Origin of the sequence: Burkholderia paludis, assembly GCF_000732615.1 — a bacterium.
GTDB classification, from domain to species: domain Bacteria; phylum Pseudomonadota; class Gammaproteobacteria; order Burkholderiales; family Burkholderiaceae; genus Burkholderia; species Burkholderia paludis.
This window is the reverse complement of sequence record NZ_JPGL01000067.1, coordinates 12,958-33,529: the sequence shown is the minus strand read 5'-3', so window position 1 is coordinate 33,529 and position 20,572 is coordinate 12,958. Positions and strand designations below refer to the sequence as shown.

Below are 20,572 nucleotides of genomic sequence, written 5' to 3'. Positions count from 1 at the left end.
TCGGAAATGCAAAGTCCGGGGGGAGGAAAAACCTGCTTCGGCATCGGCCTGCGGGCTCACGCCGCCTATCCGGAATCCCCCCGGTATTTGGTCGTCTAGGCTCAATCGATCTTCGATCGTCGTTTCCTCACAGCGCGTCTCCCGTGTCAACCGATCCTAGTTCAGTTCCTTGTTCGAATATCCAAGCAGCCATCGGGCAACGATCAGACGGTTGACCTCGCCCGCACCTTCGAAAATATCGAATATGCGGGCGTCGCGAAACCACTTCTCGGCCAGTCGCGCCTCCGTCAACGCGAGCGGGCCGAGGATCTCCATGCAATCCTGGCTGATGCGCCGCGTAGCCGTACCGCCTAGCGCCTTCGCCATCGAGGCCTCGATCATCGTTCGCTCGTCGGTCACGCCGTTCTGCTGCTCGGCCCATTTCGCATGCAGGATCATCAGTTCCGTCGCGTCGTGCAGCGCTTCAAGAGCGATGATGCGATCCTGTACCGCGGAGCGCGCATTGCGCCCGCATTCGTAATCGATCGCGCGTCCTTCGTCGAGCAACGTATCCCGGACTTCGTCGAGCAAATTCCTGGCGGTCTTCAACCCAAAGGCGGTCACCATCGCGCGCGACCCGTTGAACACCATCAACGTACGCTTGAGATCCGCGTCGAGCTTGTGCGTCGGCGGCACCCGACAGTCCTGCAGCACGAAATCCGCGGTGTCCCATGCGCGTATGCCCATCTTGTCGACCTGGCCAAGCAGCACCAGACCCGGCATGTTCTTCTCGACCACGAACGAGTGGAACGGGCGGATACCCCGTTCATCCGGCGGCCCCTTCAGCAATACGACCGCACCTGCCGCTTCGCCGAAGCCAGAACAATAGATCTTCTCGCCATTGAGTACCCACTCATTCGTGGCTTCGTCGTAGCGCGCGTGCCCGGCCATCGCACGCGGATCGGAGCCGGCGCCCGGCTCCGAGATCGCGATCGAAAGCAGCTTGTCGCCGAACCGGTCGACCTGATCCGGCGTCCCCGCATATTCGATGATCCTGGTTCCCAGGAACCGGCTCGTGTCGCGCCTCATGCGAACGTCCGGATGCTCCAGAAACAGCAGGGACTGCGTCACGATCGGGCCGCTCGTTCCGGCAGGATCCGCGTCGAGCAATGCATAAGGATCCGGACGATCCGCCGATTCCGGAAGCGCAACCGGCTCCAGTTCTTCGTGATTCTGATCGTAGTACCGTGCATATTTCCGGGCAATCTTCGCATCCTCGCGAGCCATGCTCACCAAGTGCTCGTCCCGCGGCGTGAGCGTAAAGTCAACCATGTTCGATCTCCTTGGTTTATGTCAGATCCCTGCGACGCCTTCGAGCATCGAGACGGCCCGGGCATTGCGATACCACATTTCGATCGGATGCTCGCGCACGAATCCGTGCCCGCCGAAGATCTGCAAACCCTCGTCCGCGATCAGCATCGCCTGACGAGCGGCATAGGTGTAGGCAAGTCGGGCCGAGCGCGTGGCGTGTTGGCCGTTCCCCAGCTCGAAAGCGGCACGCCATGCCATCAGTCGCATTGCCGACACATCGATGTACGCATCCGCGATACGAAAGGCCACCGATTGCTTGCTCGCCAGCGCCGCGCCATGCACCACGCGGTCCTTCGCGTAAGGGATGACGTATTCCAGGATCCCGCGCGACAAGCCGACCATCACGGCGGCAAGACCCGCGCGCGACGAATCGACAATGCGTTGAATGTCGGCGTCCGCGTGTTCACCCAGGCGCGCCGTGGGTGCAATCTGCACGTCGTCGAAACACACGTCGCTCATCGCGAGCGCGCGCAGTCCGACGGTCGGAACGGGCACCTCCACGCGAACGCCCGGCGCGGCGCGATCGACGATGAAGGCCGCGCGTTTGCCGTCAGCTTGAGCAATGACCAGGAAATGGCTGGCGGCGGAGGCAAGCGGCACCAGGGTTTTGCGTCCCGTGAGCCGCCACCCGTCGCCATCGCGAACGGCCTCTGTCTTCGGCATCGAGACATCGGCGTCGACGTGCGGCTCCATCACCGCAATCGCGGCGGCATGAAACGAGTTGCGTTGGAAGAGCGGCAGCAGAGCCTGACGCTGTGCCACCGACCCCTGCCCCATGATGGCTTGCTCGAATGCAATCGGTGTTGCGAGTGCGAGCGCCAGCGTCGCGTCGGCAGCGGCCAGTTCCTCGAGCACGATCGCATTGAGAACCGAGCCTTGACGCTTGTTCTCGGTGTCCTGCATCTGGGCGAGCCCGGTCGACCACAGCAAATCCAGCGTCGACGCCGGAATGGCCGACTCGCGGTCCAGCTTCTGCGCGATCGGCCGCAACTCCCCTTCCGCGAAACTTCTCATCGCGGATCGTGCGATTTCCTGTTCTTCGCTCAAATCGAAAGTAATCACGTGTCTCTCCTGTTCTCCTGCACGATGCAGTTCAAGTCATTTCCGCGATGCTCGTCGATATGCAACCGGCATCAGCAAGCGGCGCCGGGAAAAACGGTCACGAACGCCTCTCTTGTTGTTTCGTCATGCCTGTCACTTCTTCGGTATGCTCGCCAAGAACCGGTGCGCGTCTTCTGACGTCGATCGTCGAGCGTTCGAAACGCACCGGAAAATTCATCTGTCGAATCACGCCGAATTCAGGGTCTTCGTGATCGACATAGATATCGCTGGCCCGGACCTGCGGATCCTCGAAGAATTCGTCCAGTGTGTAGATCGGACCAAGCGCCACACCCTCGGCTTTCGCGCGTTCCAGAACGTCGGCGCGGGTCATCGCAGTCGCCCGCCTGCCGAGCAGTTGCCACATTTCGCCATTTCGTTCGATTCTTTTCGCCGGCGACTTCCACGTTTCGTCATCGAGCAGGTCTTCTCGCCCGAAAAGGCGACAGGCCGCCGCAAACTGGTCGTCGGTCTGGATGTGGCCGATGACCCATCCGTCGCTGGTTCGAAGCGGGTGATGGATGTCAAGAGGAGACGCCTTCCGGGCGTCCGGCGTCAGGAACGTGTGGTTCCCGATATTGTCGGTAAGCCCGAACCACGAAAAGGCGTTCAATAGCGACGCATCGATGCGCTGCCCGCGTCCGTCGTTGCGCGTTCGGTGCAGCAGCGCCGCCAGAACCGCACTCGCCGTGATCGTCGCGGTGGACTTGTCCACCAGCAGGTTGCGGATGGGTTCCGGCGTATCGCCACGCCCCTGGAGATACATGACGCCGGTCATACCCTGCAGAACGTGGTCGTACGCAGGCTGGGACGCATACGGCCCTGACTCGCCGAACCCGGAGATCGACGTGTAGACGAGCCTGGGGTTGGCATCGCGTAGCGCGTCGTATCCAAGGCCGAGACGGTCCATCACACGAGGGCGCATGTTGTGGATCAACACATCGGCCGACAGCGCCAGCCCGACCGCTTGTTCCAGATCCCTGGGCGATTTCAGATCCAGAACCACACTCTTCTTGCCCCGGTTCACCGTCATGAACAGCGCACCCATGCCCTTGTGGAACGGTCCGACACGGCGCATCGGATCGCCTTCCGGCGGCTCGATCTTGATGACCTCCGCACCCATGTCCGCCAGGATCTGACCGGCCAACGGCGCCGACACCATCGATCCGAACTCCAGAACGCGCAGCCCTGAACACGGCCCGCTTGCCTGTGCTTCTTCGCTCATCATTTCCTCCAGTAACCACGCGCCGGCAACGATTTCCCGATACCTGTTTTCATCAATAAAATTAACAGCAGTCCGAATTTATTATTCGACTACTTCCGACTCTCAAACCACCTTCAGAAGGCATATCAATACGCCCGGCGCGTCGATGCCGCGATCAGAACAGGTGCCGGATACCGACCATTGCTCCCGCCTGCCCCACGCCCGCGGCAGGAACGGCCGTAACAGGACTGCTCGCCGAAACCGAGTAAACCGCACCGCTACCGCTGTTCTTCATGTACGCAACCAGGCCGTAGACGGAAGTCCGCGTGGAAAGCCGGTAGTTGGCGCGCACCACACCCATCGTTCCGTCCGCATCGTACGAGCGATTCCTGACATGAGAGACCTGGGCGTCGAAGGTCCACGCCACATAGCTCACCGATGCGCCGAGGTAGCCGAGATCCGTTCGCACGGTCATGACATCTCCGTTGATTTCCCGGTGCACCCATCCGCCCGCGACCTTCACGTTCCCGACGAGAACGTAGCCGTTTACCTGATAGCGCCGGTCGCTATCGCCTGAACCGCCGAACGCGACACCGCGCACGCCCGGCACGACCGTTATCGCAGTTGCACCTGCGCCGCCGCGCTGTTCGTCGTAAATGAGCGCGGTGCCCCAGGCAGGACGGTCATACTTCAGCATGGCGGTCACGGCGCGGCACGACATCATGTCGCCCGGCAACTGCCCGCCGCAATTGCCGGCCGGCAGGCCGTCGCGTCCGAACGAATAGCTGACGCCCAGCGTCAGGTCCGAGAATGTGCCGCGGTATTCGATGCTGTTGTCGGCGCGTGCCGCGGCAAGATAGCCGTCGAACGACCCCAGGCTGAACGCTGCCGGACCGATCACGTCCGCATCGGCCATCCCGTACATCGTCATGTTCATCTGCCGCCCAATGGTCACCTGTCCCCACTCACCCTTGATCCCGACGAACGACTGGCGGCCGAACAAGCGGCCGTTCTGAAGCAAGGTGCCGTTGGCCGGCGCGAAACCGCTTTCGAGCGTGAACACCGTCTTGATTCCACCGCCCAAATCCTCCTCGCCACGTATCCCCCAACGCGACGGCAGGTCACCGCCGCTGATCGTCGGGAATCGCACCATTGCACCGCCCGTGGCTGACGCATGCGTGAAGAACTCCACGCCGGTATCGACGATTCCATACAAGGTAATGGCCGGTTGTGCACATACGGGGGCGCAGATACTCCCCGCTATTGCGAATAGCGCTGCTCGTTGATGCCTCATGTGTCTCCTTCACCTCTATCCGACGGCTTTTTTTTATTCCTGAACAAGAGACGTCCGGCAGATCGCCATTGAAGCTGCGTTGCCGAAGTGCACGTGTTCATTCAATACAGGCTCGTCTCTTTTATTTCGTGACGCTGATCTCTGGTGGCCTCATTCTGACAATGCGGATCTCCGTCGCGCGGCGATATCGTCAGGGAGCGAAACAACGGCTCGACCGACGCGTCCGGTGTTTGCCCCACGCTTGCGGCTTCGGCGTTACGCAGTGTCGCGCAACAGATCCAGTGCGACATCCACGATCATGTCCTCCTGCCCGCCCACCATGCGCCGCCGGCCAAGCTCGACGAGGATGTCCACGGTCTTCAGGCCGTATTTCCGCGCGGCCGCTTCCGAGTGGCGCAGGAAGCTCGAATACACGCCCGCATAACCAAGCGCGAGCGTCTCGCGATCCACCCGTACCGGGCGGTCCTGCAGCGGGCGCACAATGTCGTCGGCCGCGTCCATCAGCGTGTAGAGATCCGTGCCGTGCCGCCAGCCGATGCGCTCCGCGGCCGCGATGAACACCTCCAGCGGCGCATTTCCCGCACCGGCGCCCATGCCGGCGAGGCTCGCATCGATGCGGTCGCAACCCTCCTCCACGGCGACGATCGAGTTCGCGACACCCAGGCTCAGGTTGTGGTGCGCATGGATGCCCGTCTGCGTGTCGGGCTTCAGCACCGCCTTGATGGCGCGAAAGCGGTCGCGCACGTCGTTCATGCTGAGCGCGCCGCCCGAGTCGACGACATAGATGCAGGTCGCGCCATAGCTTTCCATCTTCTTCGCCTCGACGGCCAGTTTCTCCGGCGTCGTCATATGGCTCATCATCAGGAAGCCGACCGTGTCCATCCCGAGTTCGCGCGCATACTCGATGTGCTGCTTCGAGATATCCGCCTCGGTGCAATGCGTCGCGATGCGCACCACGCGCGCACCCGCACCGTATGCGGCTTTCAGGTCATGAATCGTGCCGATGCCGGGGAGCAGCAGCGTGGCGATCTGCGCGTGCTCGACGACGTCGGCCACCGCCTCGATCCACTCGAGATCGCTGTGCGCGCCGAAGCCGTAGTTGAAGCTCGATCCCTGCAGGCCGTCGCCGTGTGCGACCTCGATGCTGTCGACGTGCGCGCGATCCAGCGCGCGGGCGATCGCCTGAACGTTTTCGATCGAGTATTGATGGCGAATCGCGTGGCTGCCGTCACGCAGTGTCACGTCGGAAATATAGAGTTTCTCGTTCATGCCCGTGCTCCAGTCAGACGACACGCATCGATCGCGCCATGCGCTCGCCGGTGGCGAGCGCGGCTGACGTCATGATGTCCAGATTGCCCGCGTAGGCCGGCAGGTAGTGCGCCGCGCCCTCCACTTCAATGAGGATGGACGTCTTCAGGCCGCTGAATTTTCCGATCCCCGGAATGCTGAGCGGCGCGCTCGCGGGAATCTCGTCGAACTGCACCTTCTGCTTGAGCCGATACCCCGGCACGTACGCGCTCACCGCCTTCGCCATCTCTTCGATCGACGCCGCGATCTCGCCGCGGTTCGCGGCCTCGGACAGCACGTAGACGGTGTCGCGCATCATCAGCGGCGGCTCGGCCGGGTTCAGGATGATGATCGCCTTGCCCTTGGTCGCGCCACCGACCGCCTCGATCGCCTTCGATGTCGTTTCGGTAAACTCGTCGATGTTGGCGCGCGTGCCGGGCCCCGCCGATTTGCTGCTGATTGACGCGACGATCTCCGCATAATGGACGTTCGCGACGCGCGAGACGGCCGCGACCATCGGAATCGTCGCCTGGCCGCCGCACGTCACCATGTTGACGTTCAGCGCATCGAGGTGCGCGTCGAGGTTCACGACCGGCACGCAATACGGGCCGATCGCGGCAGGCGTGAGATCGATCACGCGGACACCGGGTTTCAGCGCGTGCAGCAATGCGCCGTTCTTCACATGCGCGCCGGCCGAGGTGGCATCGAACACGAAATCGATTTCGTCGAACACCGGCAGGCGTACGAGCCCCTCGACGCCTTCGTGCGTCGTGGCGACGCCGAGCCGCTCGGCGCGCGCGAGACCGTCGGACGCAGGATCGATGCCGACCATCGCCGCCATCTCGAGGTGCTTGCCGTGACGCATGATCTTGATCATCAGGTCGGTGCCGATGTTGCCCGAACCGATGATCGCGGCCTTGTGCGTGTGATGAATCATGTGAAAACCCTCGTCAGGAGAAGATCGCCCGCACCGGGGCGAAGCCGTCGATGTGCGCCGTATAGGTCAGGCCCGCCTGCACCGGTACCATCGGCCCCAATGCGCCGGTCAGGATCACGTCGCCCGCGCGCATCGGCGTGCCGACTTCGACCAGCGTGTCGGCCAGCCAACGCGCGGCGTTCAGCGGATTGCCGAGGCACGCGGCTCCCATGCCCTGCGACACCGTCTCCGCCCCGCAGGTCATTCGCATCGATAACCCGGCAAGGTCGAGCGTCGACAGCGCAACCGGCTGCGTGCCGAGCACGAACAAGCCCGACGAAGCGTTGTCCGCTACCGTATCGACGAAGCGGATGTTCCAGCCGGCAATTCGGCTGTCCACCACCTCGATCGCCGCCAGCGCATAGGCCGTCGCATCGATCAGATCGGCAACGGTGTTGCGCTCGTGGACGAGATCCTTGTTCAGTACGAGCGCAATCTCTGCCTCGACCTTCGGCTGCATCAGACGCGACGTATCGATCGGCTCGCCGTCGACGATCGCCATGTCGTCCAGCAGCGTGCCGAAATCCGGACGGTCGACGCCAAGCTGTTTCTGCACCGCCAGCGATGTCAGGCCGATTTTCCTGCCGACGATTCGCCGGCCCGCCGACAACTGACGCTGGATGTTGAGCTGCTGCACCGCATAGGCGAACGCCGCCTGCGCGTGCTCATCCATGCCCTCCAGGCGATCGCGGACCGGCGGACACGGCTCGTTACGCTGCTGCGCGCTCCACAGTCGTTCTGCAATGGTGTTTTCTTCGGTCATTTCCGGATGCTCACTCCACCTTCCCGGTCTTGAAGAATCGGATCGCGAGGTCGTTGAACTCGTCGATCGCCTCGTATTGCGGCCAGTGGGCCGCGTCGCCCTTCATGAAATACAGGAGGCTTCCCGGCACCCGTGCGTGGGCGGCCTTCACGGATTCGGTGTCGTGGATCGGGTTGTCGTGCGTCCACAGGAACAGCGTTCCCGCCGGCAGCCGGTCGAGCGGAATCAGGTACTCATCGTGGCGCGCGAGGATTTCGTTGAGCTTCGGCAGCACGGCGCGGCTTTCGGGACGCAAGTAGATGCGCAGGCGCAAATCGACCAGTTCGTCGTCGACGAGATGGCGATTGTTCGGGTGCATCAGCCAGTGCATGCGCGCCTGGACGGAATCGTAGGTCGGCGTGTTGTCGATGTTGCGTTTGTTCAGCCCGATGAAGGTCTGCAGATCCTGCTTGCCCTTGTCGGTAACGATCGGAATGCCGCCAGCCGTATTGAGCATCAGGCGTCGCACGCGATGGGGGTTTGCCGCGGCGAAATGGCCGGACACCCAGCCGCCGAGCGACTCGCCCGAGAGGTGGGCGGCCTCGATCCCGAGGGCGTCCATCAGTTCGCCCAGTTGCCCGGCCAGCATGATCGGGCTGTATTCCCGAACCGGCTTGCTGGACAAGCCATGCCCGACATAGTCGAACGCGACCACATGAAAGTCTTTCGACAGCGGGACGATGTTCTTTGCGTACGCTTCCAGATGGCCATTGATGCCGTGCAGGAAGATGATCGTTTCGGGATTGCCTTTCCCGGCCTCGGCGATTCGAATCGTGCCGAAGGTCTTCGTGTCGACGTAGCGGATTTCCGCGCCGAGCAAATCAAGCCAGAGACTCATCGTATGTTCCTCGAGTAGAAGCAGGCACCGCGACGTGCCGCTCAGGGTTGTAGCGGGGTATTACGGATCGCCGGCCATCACGACCCGCTCCCCCAGAGTGGAACGGGGAACCCGGCTTCGTTCGCCGCAGCCTCGGGGTCCCCTGCCGTCAGGAATTCCCACAGACGTTCGAATACCGCGCCGGAGCTGACTTGCCGCGCGCCGACCTCGTCGGGCGTCAGGCCCTCCGCATCGGCAATCCGGTCGCCGGTCATCGACCGCACGAGCCCCTCGATCCGAGCAGCGTCTTCGAGACACCATGCGAAGCCCGTGGCCAATTCGATGCCCGGTCCGACCGTGATGGCGCCATTTGCGCGCATGACCAGCGACGGCGCATCGCCCAGGCGGGCGGCCAGTTGCGCGGCCAGCCCGTCGTCGCGCAGCAGCCGGGGGTCGTCCCAGAACTTGCAGGCCGCATTGAATGCGCCCACGCCATGACGGGGCGTGGGCACGAGCCGGAGCGTGGACAGCGCGACGACGTTGGGCGGCATCACACGACATACGCCCCCGACGTCGGGACGCAGCCTGTAGACCTGCTGGTGAATGCGCACCTCGCCCAGCACACCGGGCGGCAGCGGTGCGTGGATCGGCACCACCGTGCCCGGCTCTCCCGGGGCGATCTGCCCCATCGGCCGCGATGCGCAGACCAGAAACGACGCGTCGTCGATTCGTGCGCTGCAATGGCCCCATGCCTGCACCAGGCCATGGCGCGCGAGCGCGCGCGCCGCAACGCGCACGCGACGCTGGAGGACGGTGAGATCGACGCCGCTCATGGCGCGTGGGCTCCCGCATCGACGAACACGCGGCCGCCTTCGATCGTCACCGGCCAGGTGCGGATCGCATGCTCGCACGGCATCGCACAAGGCTGGCCGTTGCGAATATCGAAACGCCCGAAATGCCAGCTGCATTCGACTTCGTAACCTTCCAGCGAACCGTCTTCCGACAACGATGCATCCCCGTGCGAGCAGATGTCGTCGGTCACGTAGAACGCGCCGTCGACGCAGTAGATCGCCACCGCGTGCCCCGACGGCAGCGTCCCGCGGCGGATGTCGCCGTCTGCCACTTCGTCGGTTGCACACAGGTCTGTCAATTCAGTGATCGTATTCATCCTGATCCTCACAGCATCGTGCTGCCGCCATTGACGCTGATCACCTGCCCGGTGACGAACGCCGCTTCCGGCAACGCCAGATACCCCACCATCGAAGCAACCTCCTCGATTTCGCCCACCCGGCCGACCGGGATGACGTCCACGAATTCCTGCGCGAGCCGCGGGTTCGACTTCTTCACCATGACCCAGGCCTCGGTATTCACCGCGCACGGGGCCACCGTGTTGACGGTCACGCCACTAGATGCGAACTCGCGCGCCAGTCCGGTCGTCAGGGCATGCATGCCGCCCTTCGCCGCGTTGTATCCCGCGTGGGCCGGCAGCCCGTTGCGAACCGAGTCGGCGCCGATATTCACGATCCGGCCGTACTTCGCGGCGAGCATGCCGGGCAGGAAAATCCGGCTGCACCAGATGCCCGTCCAGAGATTCCGGTCGATAGTCGCCTTGAGCGTCTCCGGCGTGTGTTCCAGGAACGGACGAATGACACCGCCGCCCGCGCAATTCACGAGAATCTGCGCGGCGCCGAATCGTCTGGCGACCGCACGGTGCAGCGCCTGCGCACCGCGCTCCTTCGACAGGTCCGCCGCGTGCGTCGCGATCGAACGGCCGAACGACTTCGCGAGCCGTTCGCGCGCCGCCGACAGCGACGCCCGATCGATGTCCGACGCCACGACGCTTGCACCCAGTTGCAGCAAGCGCTCGACGATGCCGAATCCGATGCCGTGCGCGCCGCCGGTCACCACCGCCACCTGGCCTTCCAGATTGGTTTCTGTTTTCTTCATGGCGCTCAACCGATCACTTTCTGCATCATGGGCGCAGCGATGACGGCCACGTCCCGTTCGATCGGGCCGCTGCGGCCGAACTCGCCATCCGGTACCGCGCCCCAGACGTCGAGCGATTCGGGCACGGGCTCCAGGTAGCGCGGCGGACGTGCGCCGTGTTCCGCAAACTCTTCCATCCCGAAGCTGTACTCCACCGTGATGCCGTCCGGATCGAGAAAGTAGAAAAACACGCTGTCGGAAGGCGGATGCCTTCCCGGGCCGAACACCACCTTTACGTCATGTTTCTTGATCCGGTAGAGCGCCTGCCCGATGTCATCGATATTCGTGACCATGAAGTTCACGTGATGGAAGTGACTGCTGCTCGCGGGACCGACGGCGAACGTGTGATGGAACGGATTCGGATGGCAGCGCATGAACACGATGCGATCCTCGATCAGATCGGAAATCCGGAAGCCGAAATCCCGAACCAGCGAATCCCGGCTCGCCTCGAAGTTCTCCGCGCCGATCACGATATGGCCGATCCGCGCGATCTTCGCGACCGTCGGCACGAACGGTTTGCTCAGGTGCATGCTGCCCGCGAACAACTCGAACAGCAGGCCGCTGTGCCGTTCCCGTACGCGGAAGCCCGGCCCCTGCTTCATCCGTCGGGCTTCGTCCTTCGGCACCCATACCGGCGCCATGTCGAGCTGCTCGAAATGCGCGAACGCAGCCCGCACGTCGCTTTCCTGCTCCAGCTCGAAGCCGACGCGCTTGAGGCCGTGCCCGGCCGCCTGGCAGAGCACGACGTTGTGATGGTCCCGGCTGCATCGGAGGTAGGCAATCGCTTCATCCTGCTGCACCACCTCGAGGCCGACGACCTGTTCGTAGAACGCGACCGAACGGCTCAGGTCGGTGACGTTGATCGCGGCGTAGCCGAGCTTCTTGTAGCGAAACGGAAGCGTGATATCCATGGTCACCCCATTTCAAAGAATGATGCTCACCCGCCCGTGCGGGCGGAGCGCTTCGAGGTCCAGGAAGCAGCGCTTCTCGACGATCCTGAGCTGCTGGTCGACGCGTCGCAGGCGATAGTACGTGCTGCCGACATAAGCATCGTTGTTGCCGAACTTGATCCGGTACGTCACGAACGCGGCGGCCACCTTGATCTCGTCCGGGCCGGCTTCGAGAATGCGAACATTGCTCACCAGGTGGCGCGTCCTGGAGCGCGGGTACTCGGAATGGGCGGTCTTCTTCATCAGCCGGATCACGCGTTCGCGCAACCGGACCGGATCGTCCGCGATATAGAACAGGCTGTCGTCCGCGCTCGCGGTGCGCGGCAGATCGGTCGACGGCACGTAGTAGCAACCGTCGCCGGCGAACAGGGCGAGCCAGTCGTGGAGCTGCCAGGTGTCGAGCAGTTCCGCTTCGTGGTAAAGCAGGTCTTCCACTTCCGTGCGCGTGACGTACGGCGCGAAGTCGCTCGACGAGGGGACGCGCATGGGCGCGCTTTCGAGTGTGACGGCATTCATGGGCGTGTCCTCAGGCTGCTTGAGCCGGCGCGGGCCGATCGGCATCCGGCTGCCGAGCCGGCGCGCCGCCGATGGTCTGGTTCCAGCGCGTCCAGAAAGCGCGCATCTGCAGCTCGTCGTCGTAGTTCGGCATCTCCTTGCCCATGCCCTTGGAGATGTCGCTCCACGGAACCAGGCGATGGTTGCTGAATCCGTTCTGGCACGACTCCAGCGCCTCGACATCGTCCGGCGTGGCGAATCCGCCCGGCCCGAGGAACTCGAGGAAGTTGCTGAGCCTGAACTTCCTCGCCCAGTCGGACTCTTCGTTGGGTGCCAGCGACCAGCCATTGACCAGCATGTAGTCCGGCGCCTGCGGGTAGAACGTGCGAACCGTGATCGCCATGATGTCGTTGATGACCAGATTCGGGAAAATCAGCAGATTGCGGTTCTTGTGCGCCATGCGGTCGGCCATCTCCTCGCCGTGCAATTCGACGAGGCGCGCGAAGATCCGGTCGATCTCCTCCTTGCCTTCCTCGCCCCAAAGCGGCACCCATGACGCGATCGGCCGCCCCCACGGCGCGGTGTATTCGAGCACCGCGTGGCCGTTGCCGAGGTCGTGGCTGCGGCCCTCGAGCTTCGCGCTCGTCAGGCCGCCGTTCGTGTTCTTCAGGTAGTCGAGGTAAGTCGCATGCGTGCTCACGGCGTGATAGCCGTCGACGCTGTTCTCCACCAGCAATTTCCAGTTCGCGCGAATCGCATATTCCTGCGTGCCGCTGGAGATCGCCATGTCGCTCTCGGAGTACTTCGACACCAGATCGAGGTACTCCTTGGCGCCCGCCAGGTAATCGGGCAACGGCTCCACTTCCGCGTTAAAGCTGACAAAGCAGAAGCCGGCATAGATGTCGAAGCGCGGCACGGGCACGAGATTGCCAGCCCCGCTCGCGATGAAATCGGCGCAATAGCGCTCCTTGCCCGGCTGGCTCTTCAGATTGCCGTCGCAGCCGAAAACCCAGCCGTGATAGAAACACTGGAAGTTTTTCGAATTGCCCGCGCGATCCCGGCAAACCGTCGCACCGCGATGCGGACACGTATTGAAGAACGCATTAATCCGCTGGTCCGTTCCCATCGTCACCAGCAGGTTGCGGCGCGCGATCGTACGCGTGACGAAATCGCCGGGCTTCTTGAACTCCGATACGTGTCCGACATAGAGCCAGCAGGTATCGAAGATCCTTTCGTATTCATCGGCCAGGATGCCGTCGCTGACGAATGCCTCCCGCCTTACCTTGAACTGGAGGCGTGCTTCGTCAACCTCCACCCACTTCGTGTCTCTCTCCATGGTCTTTTCCTCGTGGTTCTGACCTTGCGTGTTCAGCACGCACAACTGCGGATTGCAATGCCCGGATCGGCGAGCCGCCGCGGGTCGACCCGGCTTCCCTGCTTCACCCAGCGACGCGCCATTGCCATGTCCTTGGGTGAATTCACTGTCGCGCACCCCGTCACGCGGTCACCGTCGTCGAGCCAGAAGACGCTGAAGGTGTCCGCATTCGCGTCGCCGCGCACGATCCGGTTGCCTCGCGTCGCATTACCGGCCACCTGAAGATTGATCTCGCCCTGATCCGACCAGAACCAGACCGGCGACGTGTACGCCACGGGCTCGCCGAGCAGGTTGCTGACGACGTTCAGCGCGTGGTCTTGTGCATTGGCCCAGGTTTCCACCCGTCCGAATCCATCGCCGATGGGTTGCGACGCGACATCGCCGGTAGCGAAAATCCCGTCGATCTCCGTCCGGCCATACGCATCGACGCGAACGCCGGCAGCGTCGGTAATGCCGAGATCGTCGAAACCTTCGATGTTGGGAATCACACCGATGCCGGCCAGCACGCTATGCGCGGCTACGGTGCTGCCGTCGGACAGCGTCAGGCGACCATCGTCGGGAAGCTCCGTCGCGTGCACGCCGTAGCGAATGTCCACGCCGTTGCTGCGATGCGCGCGGTCGAGATAACGGGACACGGTTTCGTCCACGCTTCGCGACATCAGCCGGTCGGCGGCTTCGATCACCGTGACCTCGCATCCCAATGCACGTGCGGCCGCCGCGACTTCCAGGCCGATCACGCCGCCGCCCGCGATCGCGAGTGGCATGCCGGCTTCCAGGCCCGCACGCAGATGGCCCGCATCGTCGGCGGTGCGCAGGCAGCGCACGCGTTTCGAATCGCCCAGCCTCCCCGGCAAGCGGCGCGGTTTCACGCCGGTTGCGATCACCAACCGGTCGAACGCGATCTCGCGGCCGTCGTCCAGCACGATGTGCCGGCGATCCGCATCCGTCTTGACGACCTTGTGACCCAGGACCAGGCGGATCCGCTGGCCTTCGAATTCGACCTCGGTCTTGATCGACCGGATCTCGCTCCGGTCACGTCGCAACATTTCCTTCGACAGCTGCGGCCGCTCATACGGCAGATACGCTTCGTTGCCCACCAGCGTGATCTCGCCGTCGAATCCACCACGACGCAAGCCGAGGGCTACCGTCGCGCCGGCCTGGCCCGCGCCAACGATCACGATTTCCTTGATGCCTTCTTTCATTCCGGTTCCGCGTGACTTGAATTGATTGCCCGACCATCCATTCAAACAAACAGACTAACCCGTCTGTTTTTTTGAAATTGTTGTGCCGACTGTCACACCTGTCAACGAGAAATGTGCGCTTTCGCTTCTGCGGCGCAGCAATCCAGTGGGCGGCGAAGGCCGATGAACACCTGCCGAAATCGATGTTGTCGGGCCTGTCGGCGCATCGTTCGCGAAGCTGGCGCATCGACGTGCGAATGCGTGGCAGAAACTTCGAAGCGGCGCGGGAGCACGCCAGGCAGGCCTTTCACTGCGACGCGGAGGCACACGTGCCGCCCCCTGCTGCGCTCGTCGTTCGCATCGCGAAGCGGGCACATAACGTCGATGCGGCAGTGCAAGGCAGGTTCGCCCGTTCGCTCTTGCAAATCCACAACAAACAGACAATCCAGTCTGTTTGTATATTGCGAAACGCAGCTCGAGCTTCTATGATGCGCTTCGTCATCGATGTTGCCATCCGAAGAGCGGACGCCGCACGGCACGCGAACGACCTCGTCGAGATCCGCTCGACGCCGGCGGCGAATCGCCTAGGAGATGACCGGCTGCAGCGACGTTCCCCTGCGGCTTCGACACAAGCGAGGTTCGCTTTCTATTGTTGAAAGAGGTGCAGATGAGTCATTGGATCACGTTGGTGACCGCGCACGGCCCGATGAACGGCTGGTTGGCACAACCCGACGACAGGCCGGTCGGCGGCATCGTTCTCGTTCACGAGATATACGGGGTTAACGCCGATATGCGTCACGTCGCCGAACGGCACGCGGCCGACGGATACCTGACGGTCGTGCCCGCATTGTTCGACAGCATTCGACCGGAAGTCGAACTCGATTACGCGCCTGCCAACCGCCTTCTCGGCAACGCACTGGCATGGCGACTCGGCGGCGAGACGGCCACGAGGCTTGTCGCAACGGCAGCCGACGCCATTGGTCACGCGGGTGACGTCGCGATCGTCGGCTATGGATGGGGAGCGGCGATCGCGCTGCGCGCCGCGCGGACCCTGTCGGCCCCCTGTGTCGTTCACTGCGGCATGAGCGATCCAGCCTGGATCGACGAGGAAACGAACACGCCGACGCTGGTTCATCGCGGCGAGATCGACTCCCAATACTCACCCGGGGAATGGTACGCACTCGAACGCGCCGCATCGGGGCCGGCCGTGTACACCCATCTTGCGGGACCAGGGCTCCACCGGGCAGGCGATTGGCTGTGCGACGCGCCGGGAAATGTCGCGGAGGCGTTCGAGAGAACCCGCGAATTTCTTCACGAGAACGTCCATCGCACCGGCGATTGACCGAAACACGATCACCCGTTTCAGTTTCCCGCAGTAATCCAGCTACACAGGACAGCATGAGATGACAACCACCCACTCTCCCCCTTCCACCAAGGCTTTCCTCGATGCACGCGATCTGCTGCTGCGGCATCGCACCGATTACGAGCGCGCACGCCAGGAATTCGCGTGGCCCCGGCTCGACACGTTCAACTGGGCACTCGATTACTTCGACGTGATCGCCCGCGACAACGACAATCCGGCATTGTGGATCATCGAGGACGCCGCCGCCGGCGGAACACGATTCTCGTTCGCGCAGATGGCCGACCGCTCGGCGCGCATGGCGAACTTTCTTCGCGCGCAAGGTGTCGCGCGCGGCGATCGCCTGCTGTTGATGTTGCCGAACCGGGTCGAGCTGTGGGATGTGATGCTCGGCGCGATGAAGCTCGGCGCCGTGGTGCTGCCCGCGACGACACAGCTGTCGCCGGACGATGTTCGAGATCGCATCGAGGCCGGCGGCGTGCGCTACATCGTGGTCGACGCCAGCCTGGTCGCGAAATTCGACGAGCTCGCTGCCGACGTGAAGCGCTTCGCCGCAGGCACCGTCCCGAGCGGGGTTGAAGGCTGGATCGATCTTGCGGCCGCGTATGACGCGTGCGCCCGATTCGAGCCGGACGGCCCGACGCAAGCGACCGACCCGCTGCTGCTGTACTTCACGTCAGGGACGACGTCGAAACCGAAGCTTGTCGAGCATACGCATCAGAGCTACCCGGTCGGGCACCTGTCGACGATGTACTGGATCGGCCTGCAACCCGGCGACATCCATTGGAACATCAGTTCTCCGGGATGGGCAAAGCACGCGTGGAGCTGCCTGTTCGCACCATGGAATGCGCAGGCATGCGTATTCGTCTACGACTACGCGCGCTTCGTGCCGAAAGACACGCTGAACGTGCTGGTGCGGTGCGGCGTCACGACGCTCTGCGCCCCGCCGACCGTCTGGCGGATGATGGTGCAGGAGCCGCTCGCCACGTATCCGGTCAAGCTGCGTGAGATCGTCGGCGCAGGCGAGCCGCTGAATCCGGAGATCATCGAGCGCGTGCGTCATGCGTGGGGCATCACGATACGCGACGGGTTCGGCCAGACCGAGACGACCTGCCAGATCGGCAACTCACCGGGCCAGCCGATCGTTGCCGGATCGATGGGAAGGCCCATGCCGGGTTTCCACGTCGAACTGGTCGATGCGGACGACCAGGTCGTCGACGAAGGCGAGATCGCGCTGTCGCTGTCATCGCGTCCGCTTGGCCTGATGTCCGGATACGCCAACAGCACGAAGGCAACGGCGGAAGCGATGCGCAATCACTTCTATCACACGTCCGATGTCGCCATGCGCCGTGACGACGGCTACTTCGTGTACGTCGGCCGCGCGGACGACGTCTTCAAGTCGTCGGACTACCGCCTGAGCCCGTTCGAACTGGAAAGCGTGCTGATCGAACACGAGGCGATTGCCGAGGCTGCCGTCGTACCTAGCGCGGACCCGTTGCGGCTATCGGTGCCGAAAGCCTTCGTCACGGTGCGACAGGGTTATGAGATCGGTCCGGAACTTGCGCGCACCGTGTTTCGTTTCTCGCGAGAGAAACTCGCGCCGTACAAGCGCATTCGCCGCATTCAGTTCAGCGAATTGCCCAAGACGATTTCCGGCAAGATCCGCCGCATCGAGCTGCGGCGTCGCGAGATGGAGCGCACGGCTGAGCCCGCGCGGCTGCCCGACGAATACTGGGAAGAGGATTTCCCGGAATTGCGCTGATATATCGGCCCTGCGATCGGGCCGGCGGACAATGCCCGAACGCGCGCGGTAGCAGCGCTGCGCCACTCCTGCGGACCCCTCAAGGGTGGCGCCGTATAACCGGAAATGCGTGGGCACCGGCCGCACGCATGCGGTTTCAGCTTGACGAAGCGCTGCTCTGGTCCATGTACGCACGTGCGATCTTGGACCACTGGTCGACAGTGAAACGCGTGTATTCGGGATCATTGCGCAGGAAGCGGCGCATCACCATGCCGCGGTAGATGCTCTGCGTAATGTTCAGGACGGTTCGCGCCGGCTCTTCCGCAAGCCCCGAGCGAAGCAGCGCGTCCAGCCAGGCTTTCTCGATCGGCAACCGGTACTTGCGCGAGACCGCGCGCACCTTCTGCCTCAGCCCGGGTTCGTGATCCCCAAGATTCAGCAGCGACATCGAAATGATGAAGTTCGGCCCCAGGTAGAACTTGGACGAATCCCGCATCAACGCATCCAGCAGATCGTCGCCGGGCTTCAGGCCCTCGATCAGCTTCATGCTGGCTTCGGTCGACGCTTCGTAGAGCTTTTGCAGCGCCGCCATCACCAGATCTTCCTTGGTCGGAAAGTGATGGGTTTGTGCGCCGCGCGATACCTGGGCGGTAGCCGCGACCTGCTCCACCCGGAAGCCGGCGTAGCCCTTGTTCAACAGTTCGCTGACAGCCGCTTCCAGTATCCGCGAACGCGTCTCCTCGCGTCTCTCGGCCTGCGTGCGGCGTCGCTCGGGAACTAACTTTGTCATCGTCATGTGCTGAGTCAACCGGGAGGGATATTACACTATCCCGCCCGGCCGCCTGGCAACCGCCTCCCTGCAGCCGCGGCCGCTCGGACCTGGGCGCCGTGATGCGCCCTCCCGCCCCTGATCGGCGGCCGCCGGGCGCGCGTCAATATCCACGCGCGCCGATAGCCCAGAGCCCGACAATCGCCCCGCATACCGCCCATATCCATCCCTCGAACACGAGGCGCCACAACCACGGGACAGCCTTGATCTCCATGAAATGCAGCATCACCGCGCGGCACTTGATGGCCGCGATGAACATGACGGCCACGACGGCTGTCAATCCGCCGCTGAAGCCGTGATGCTCGCCCAGCAAGCCGCTGCAAAGCGTGGCCAGTATCAGGAACGACCACACCCGAAACGCGCCGGCCAGCGTGGTATGCGCTTCTCCTTTCATTGTCGCCCCACCAGATAGAGCATCGGAAAAATCACGATCCAGAGCAGATCGACCATATGCCAGTACAGCGCGCCGCCCTCGATCCATGCGAACAGCGGCCCCTCGTGCACCGGTTCGCGCGCTGCCCGGAACCAGAGCGCCGCGAGCACGATCATTCCGGCGAGAAAGTGAATGAAGTGCGCCCCGGTCAGCACGTAATAGAACATGAAGAAATCGTTGGTCAGCATGCCGATGCCGTGAGAGAACTTGTCGCCGTACTCGATCGCCTTGTTGACGCCGAACCCCACGCCGACCAGCATCCCGTACATCAGCCACCGCCGCACTTCGGCGGCCCGCCCGCGCCGTGCCGCATCGACGGCAAACGCGACGAACATGCCGCTCGTCATCAAGATCAACGCATTCAACAGACCGGCCTCGACATTCAGGCTGCGCGACGCCCCATCGAACACGCTGATTTGTCGACGTCGTTCAATCATGAAGGCCACGAAGAAAATGCCGAACGTCGCGATATCCGCGATGATGAAGAACAGGATGCCGGGCACCAGCGCCGCCCGGGCATCCTGCGGCACGACATCCGCGAACTCGTCGATCGAAACCCGTGTGTTGAAATCATCCATGGCGCCTCTCAGGTTTCCCGGGTCACGCATTCGACAGGCCGGCAGCGACCGGCGCAACCGCCGCTTTGCCGGCCGGCGCCGATTGATTCACGCGCTCGCGCTCCAGCCGCGGAATCGCCTTGAAGACGTAGAGCGTGACCACGACGATGTAGCCGAACCAGACGAGGAATTCGATCCAGAAATTCAACCAGCCTTGCCGTGCAAACGGCCCCGTCTTGAAGACCGGCATCATCAGCTCGAACAGAAAGCTCAGCCCGGCCCAGATCGAATACCAGCAAGCCCAGCGGGGAAAGAGCGGTTTCGCGCGAGGATCGGTCAGCCCGGCAACCCCGATGGCGACCATCGGAATGGTCGTGATCGCATAGAACATGTCGATCAGCAGCCAACCCATGTCGTAGAGCATCTGCAGCGTGACCGGCGAGAGCACGTCCGGGCGATACGCGCCGGTCAGCCAGAACACCGACGACGTCACCAGCGGCACGACCGTAATCCCGCCCCCCCACATCTGCAAGACCGGAAGAATGTCGTTTTCCTTCGGGTTGATCCGTTCCATCACCTTCGTGATCGACAAGGTCCACGGCAAATACAGCACGCCGAACAACATCGCGCCAGCCATGCCGGCACGCACTTCGCCATAGTGCGTACGGAAGAAATCCGCCATCTGCTCCGGGGTGCGGTCGGCCGGGATCGGTGGAATGTTGTGTCCCAGAATGCCCCAACACACGATGAACGCAGTCAGGAAGATCGGGCCGCACGCGGCACAGAGCCGCCAATACTTGAAATACGCACGATTGCTCATCGTCGAATCCATCACTT

22 protein-coding genes are annotated in these 20,572 nt (G+C 63.1%); 3 read left to right on the top strand and 19 right to left on the bottom strand.

Annotated elements, in window-relative coordinates; genetic code table 11:
• Positions 1 to 156: 156 nt before the first annotated feature.
• From GQ56_RS0131755 to GQ56_RS0131685, 15 genes are all read right to left on the bottom strand, one after another.
• Complete coding sequence (locus tag GQ56_RS0131755) at positions 157 to 1,311, bottom strand: acyl-CoA dehydrogenase family protein (protein ID WP_081895001.1); 1,155 nt, start codon at positions 1,309 to 1,311, stop codon at positions 157 to 159.
• 21 nt (positions 1,312 to 1,332) lie between these two features.
• Positions 1,333 to 2,412, bottom strand: a complete 1,080-nt coding sequence (locus GQ56_RS0131750) for an acyl-CoA dehydrogenase family protein (protein WP_031402490.1) — start codon at positions 2,410 to 2,412, stop codon at positions 1,333 to 1,335.
• 97 nt (positions 2,413 to 2,509) lie between these two features.
• Complete coding sequence (locus GQ56_RS0131745; RefSeq protein ID WP_161788593.1) at positions 2,510 to 3,673, bottom strand: CaiB/BaiF CoA transferase family protein; 1,164 nt, start codon at positions 3,671 to 3,673, stop codon at positions 2,510 to 2,512.
• Between the two features lie 154 nt (positions 3,674 to 3,827).
• Positions 3,828 to 4,946, bottom strand: a complete 1,119-nt coding sequence (locus GQ56_RS0131740; RefSeq protein ID WP_031402488.1) for a porin — start codon at positions 4,944 to 4,946, stop codon at positions 3,828 to 3,830.
• Between the two features lie 255 nt (positions 4,947 to 5,201).
• Positions 5,202 to 6,215 (bottom strand): 4-hydroxy-2-oxovalerate aldolase, encoded by a 1,014-nt coding sequence (gene dmpG / locus GQ56_RS0131735; RefSeq protein WP_031402487.1) that lies wholly within the window; start codon positions 6,213 to 6,215, stop codon positions 5,202 to 5,204.
• 13 nt (positions 6,216 to 6,228) lie between these two features.
• The gene (locus GQ56_RS0131730; RefSeq protein ID WP_031402486.1) at positions 6,229 to 7,170 is read right to left on the bottom strand and encodes an acetaldehyde dehydrogenase (acetylating); all 942 of its coding nucleotides are present in this window, start codon (positions 7,168 to 7,170) and stop codon (positions 6,229 to 6,231) included.
• 13 nt (positions 7,171 to 7,183) lie between these two features.
• A complete protein-coding gene (locus GQ56_RS0131725; RefSeq protein WP_031402485.1) occupies positions 7,184 to 7,972 on the bottom strand; it encodes a 2-keto-4-pentenoate hydratase in 789 nt (262 codons plus the stop codon).
• A 10-nt stretch (positions 7,973 to 7,982) separates the two neighbouring features.
• Positions 7,983 to 8,849 carry an alpha/beta fold hydrolase gene (locus GQ56_RS0131720; RefSeq protein ID WP_031402484.1) on the bottom strand — a complete coding sequence of 289 codons (867 nt, stop codon included), beginning with the start codon at positions 8,847 to 8,849 and terminating at the stop codon, positions 7,983 to 7,985.
• 77 nt (positions 8,850 to 8,926) lie between these two features.
• Positions 8,927 to 9,661 (bottom strand): class II aldolase/adducin family protein, encoded by a 735-nt coding sequence (locus GQ56_RS0131715; RefSeq protein WP_031402483.1) that lies wholly within the window; start codon positions 9,659 to 9,661, stop codon positions 8,927 to 8,929.
• Positions 9,658 to 9,996 (bottom strand): non-heme iron oxygenase ferredoxin subunit, encoded by a 339-nt coding sequence (locus tag GQ56_RS0131710; RefSeq protein WP_031402482.1) that lies wholly within the window; start codon positions 9,994 to 9,996, stop codon positions 9,658 to 9,660. The genes GQ56_RS0131715 and GQ56_RS0131710 overlap by 4 nt, the downstream gene beginning before the upstream one ends.
• 8 nt (positions 9,997 to 10,004) lie before the next feature.
• A complete protein-coding gene (locus tag GQ56_RS0131705; protein WP_031402481.1) occupies positions 10,005 to 10,775 on the bottom strand; it encodes an SDR family oxidoreductase in 771 nt (256 codons plus the stop codon).
• A 5-nt stretch (positions 10,776 to 10,780) separates the two neighbouring features.
• Positions 10,781 to 11,725, bottom strand: coding sequence for a VOC family protein (locus GQ56_RS0131700; RefSeq protein ID WP_031402480.1), 945 nt, complete (start codon positions 11,723 to 11,725; stop codon positions 10,781 to 10,783).
• 12 nt (positions 11,726 to 11,737) lie between these two features.
• Positions 11,738 to 12,280: an aromatic-ring-hydroxylating dioxygenase subunit beta gene (locus GQ56_RS0131695; RefSeq protein WP_031402479.1), complete on the bottom strand. Its 543-nt coding sequence runs from the start codon at positions 12,278 to 12,280 to the stop codon at positions 11,738 to 11,740.
• Positions 12,281 to 12,290: 10 nt separating this feature from the next.
• On the bottom strand, positions 12,291 to 13,595 hold the full coding sequence (locus GQ56_RS0131690; RefSeq protein ID WP_031402478.1) for an aromatic ring-hydroxylating oxygenase subunit alpha: 1,305 nt from the start codon (positions 13,593 to 13,595) through the stop codon (positions 12,291 to 12,293).
• Between the two features lie 32 nt (positions 13,596 to 13,627).
• Entirely contained in the window at positions 13,628 to 14,836 is a 1,209-nt protein-coding gene (locus GQ56_RS0131685) for an NAD(P)/FAD-dependent oxidoreductase (protein WP_031402477.1), read from the bottom strand.
• Between the two features lie 113 nt (positions 14,837 to 14,949).
• On the opposite strand from GQ56_RS0131685, the gene GQ56_RS44950 reads away from it, so the two are divergent.
• From GQ56_RS44950 to GQ56_RS0131675, 3 genes are all read left to right on the top strand, one after another.
• Positions 14,950 to 15,471 carry a hypothetical protein gene (locus GQ56_RS44950; protein WP_152601922.1) on the top strand — a complete coding sequence of 174 codons (522 nt, stop codon included), beginning with the start codon at positions 14,950 to 14,952 and terminating at the stop codon, positions 15,469 to 15,471.
• Positions 15,472 to 15,482: 11 nt separating this feature from the next.
• Positions 15,483 to 16,157: a dienelactone hydrolase family protein gene (locus GQ56_RS39680; protein WP_043301708.1), complete on the top strand. Its 675-nt coding sequence runs from the start codon at positions 15,483 to 15,485 to the stop codon at positions 16,155 to 16,157.
• A gap of 61 nt (positions 16,158 to 16,218) precedes the next feature.
• A complete protein-coding gene (locus tag GQ56_RS0131675; RefSeq protein ID WP_031402475.1) occupies positions 16,219 to 17,937 on the top strand; it encodes an AMP-binding protein in 1,719 nt (572 codons plus the stop codon).
• 136 nt (positions 17,938 to 18,073) lie between these two features.
• On the opposite strand, the gene GQ56_RS0131670 is transcribed toward GQ56_RS0131675, so the two are convergent.
• From GQ56_RS0131670 to GQ56_RS0131655, 4 genes are all read right to left on the bottom strand, one after another.
• Positions 18,074 to 18,706, bottom strand: coding sequence for a TetR/AcrR family transcriptional regulator (locus GQ56_RS0131670; protein ID WP_031402474.1), 633 nt, complete (start codon positions 18,704 to 18,706; stop codon positions 18,074 to 18,076).
• Between the two features lie 142 nt (positions 18,707 to 18,848).
• Positions 18,849 to 19,139: a cytochrome C oxidase subunit IV family protein gene (locus tag GQ56_RS39675; protein WP_043301704.1), complete on the bottom strand. Its 291-nt coding sequence runs from the start codon at positions 19,137 to 19,139 to the stop codon at positions 18,849 to 18,851.
• Positions 19,136 to 19,756: a cytochrome c oxidase subunit 3 gene (locus GQ56_RS0131660; protein ID WP_052001541.1), complete on the bottom strand. Its 621-nt coding sequence runs from the start codon at positions 19,754 to 19,756 to the stop codon at positions 19,136 to 19,138. The genes GQ56_RS39675 and GQ56_RS0131660 overlap by 4 nt, the downstream gene beginning before the upstream one ends.
• A 22-nt stretch (positions 19,757 to 19,778) precedes the next feature.
• Complete coding sequence (locus GQ56_RS0131655) at positions 19,779 to 20,567, bottom strand: hypothetical protein (RefSeq protein WP_031402471.1); 789 nt, start codon at positions 20,565 to 20,567, stop codon at positions 19,779 to 19,781.
• Positions 20,568 to 20,572 lie beyond the last annotated feature (5 nt).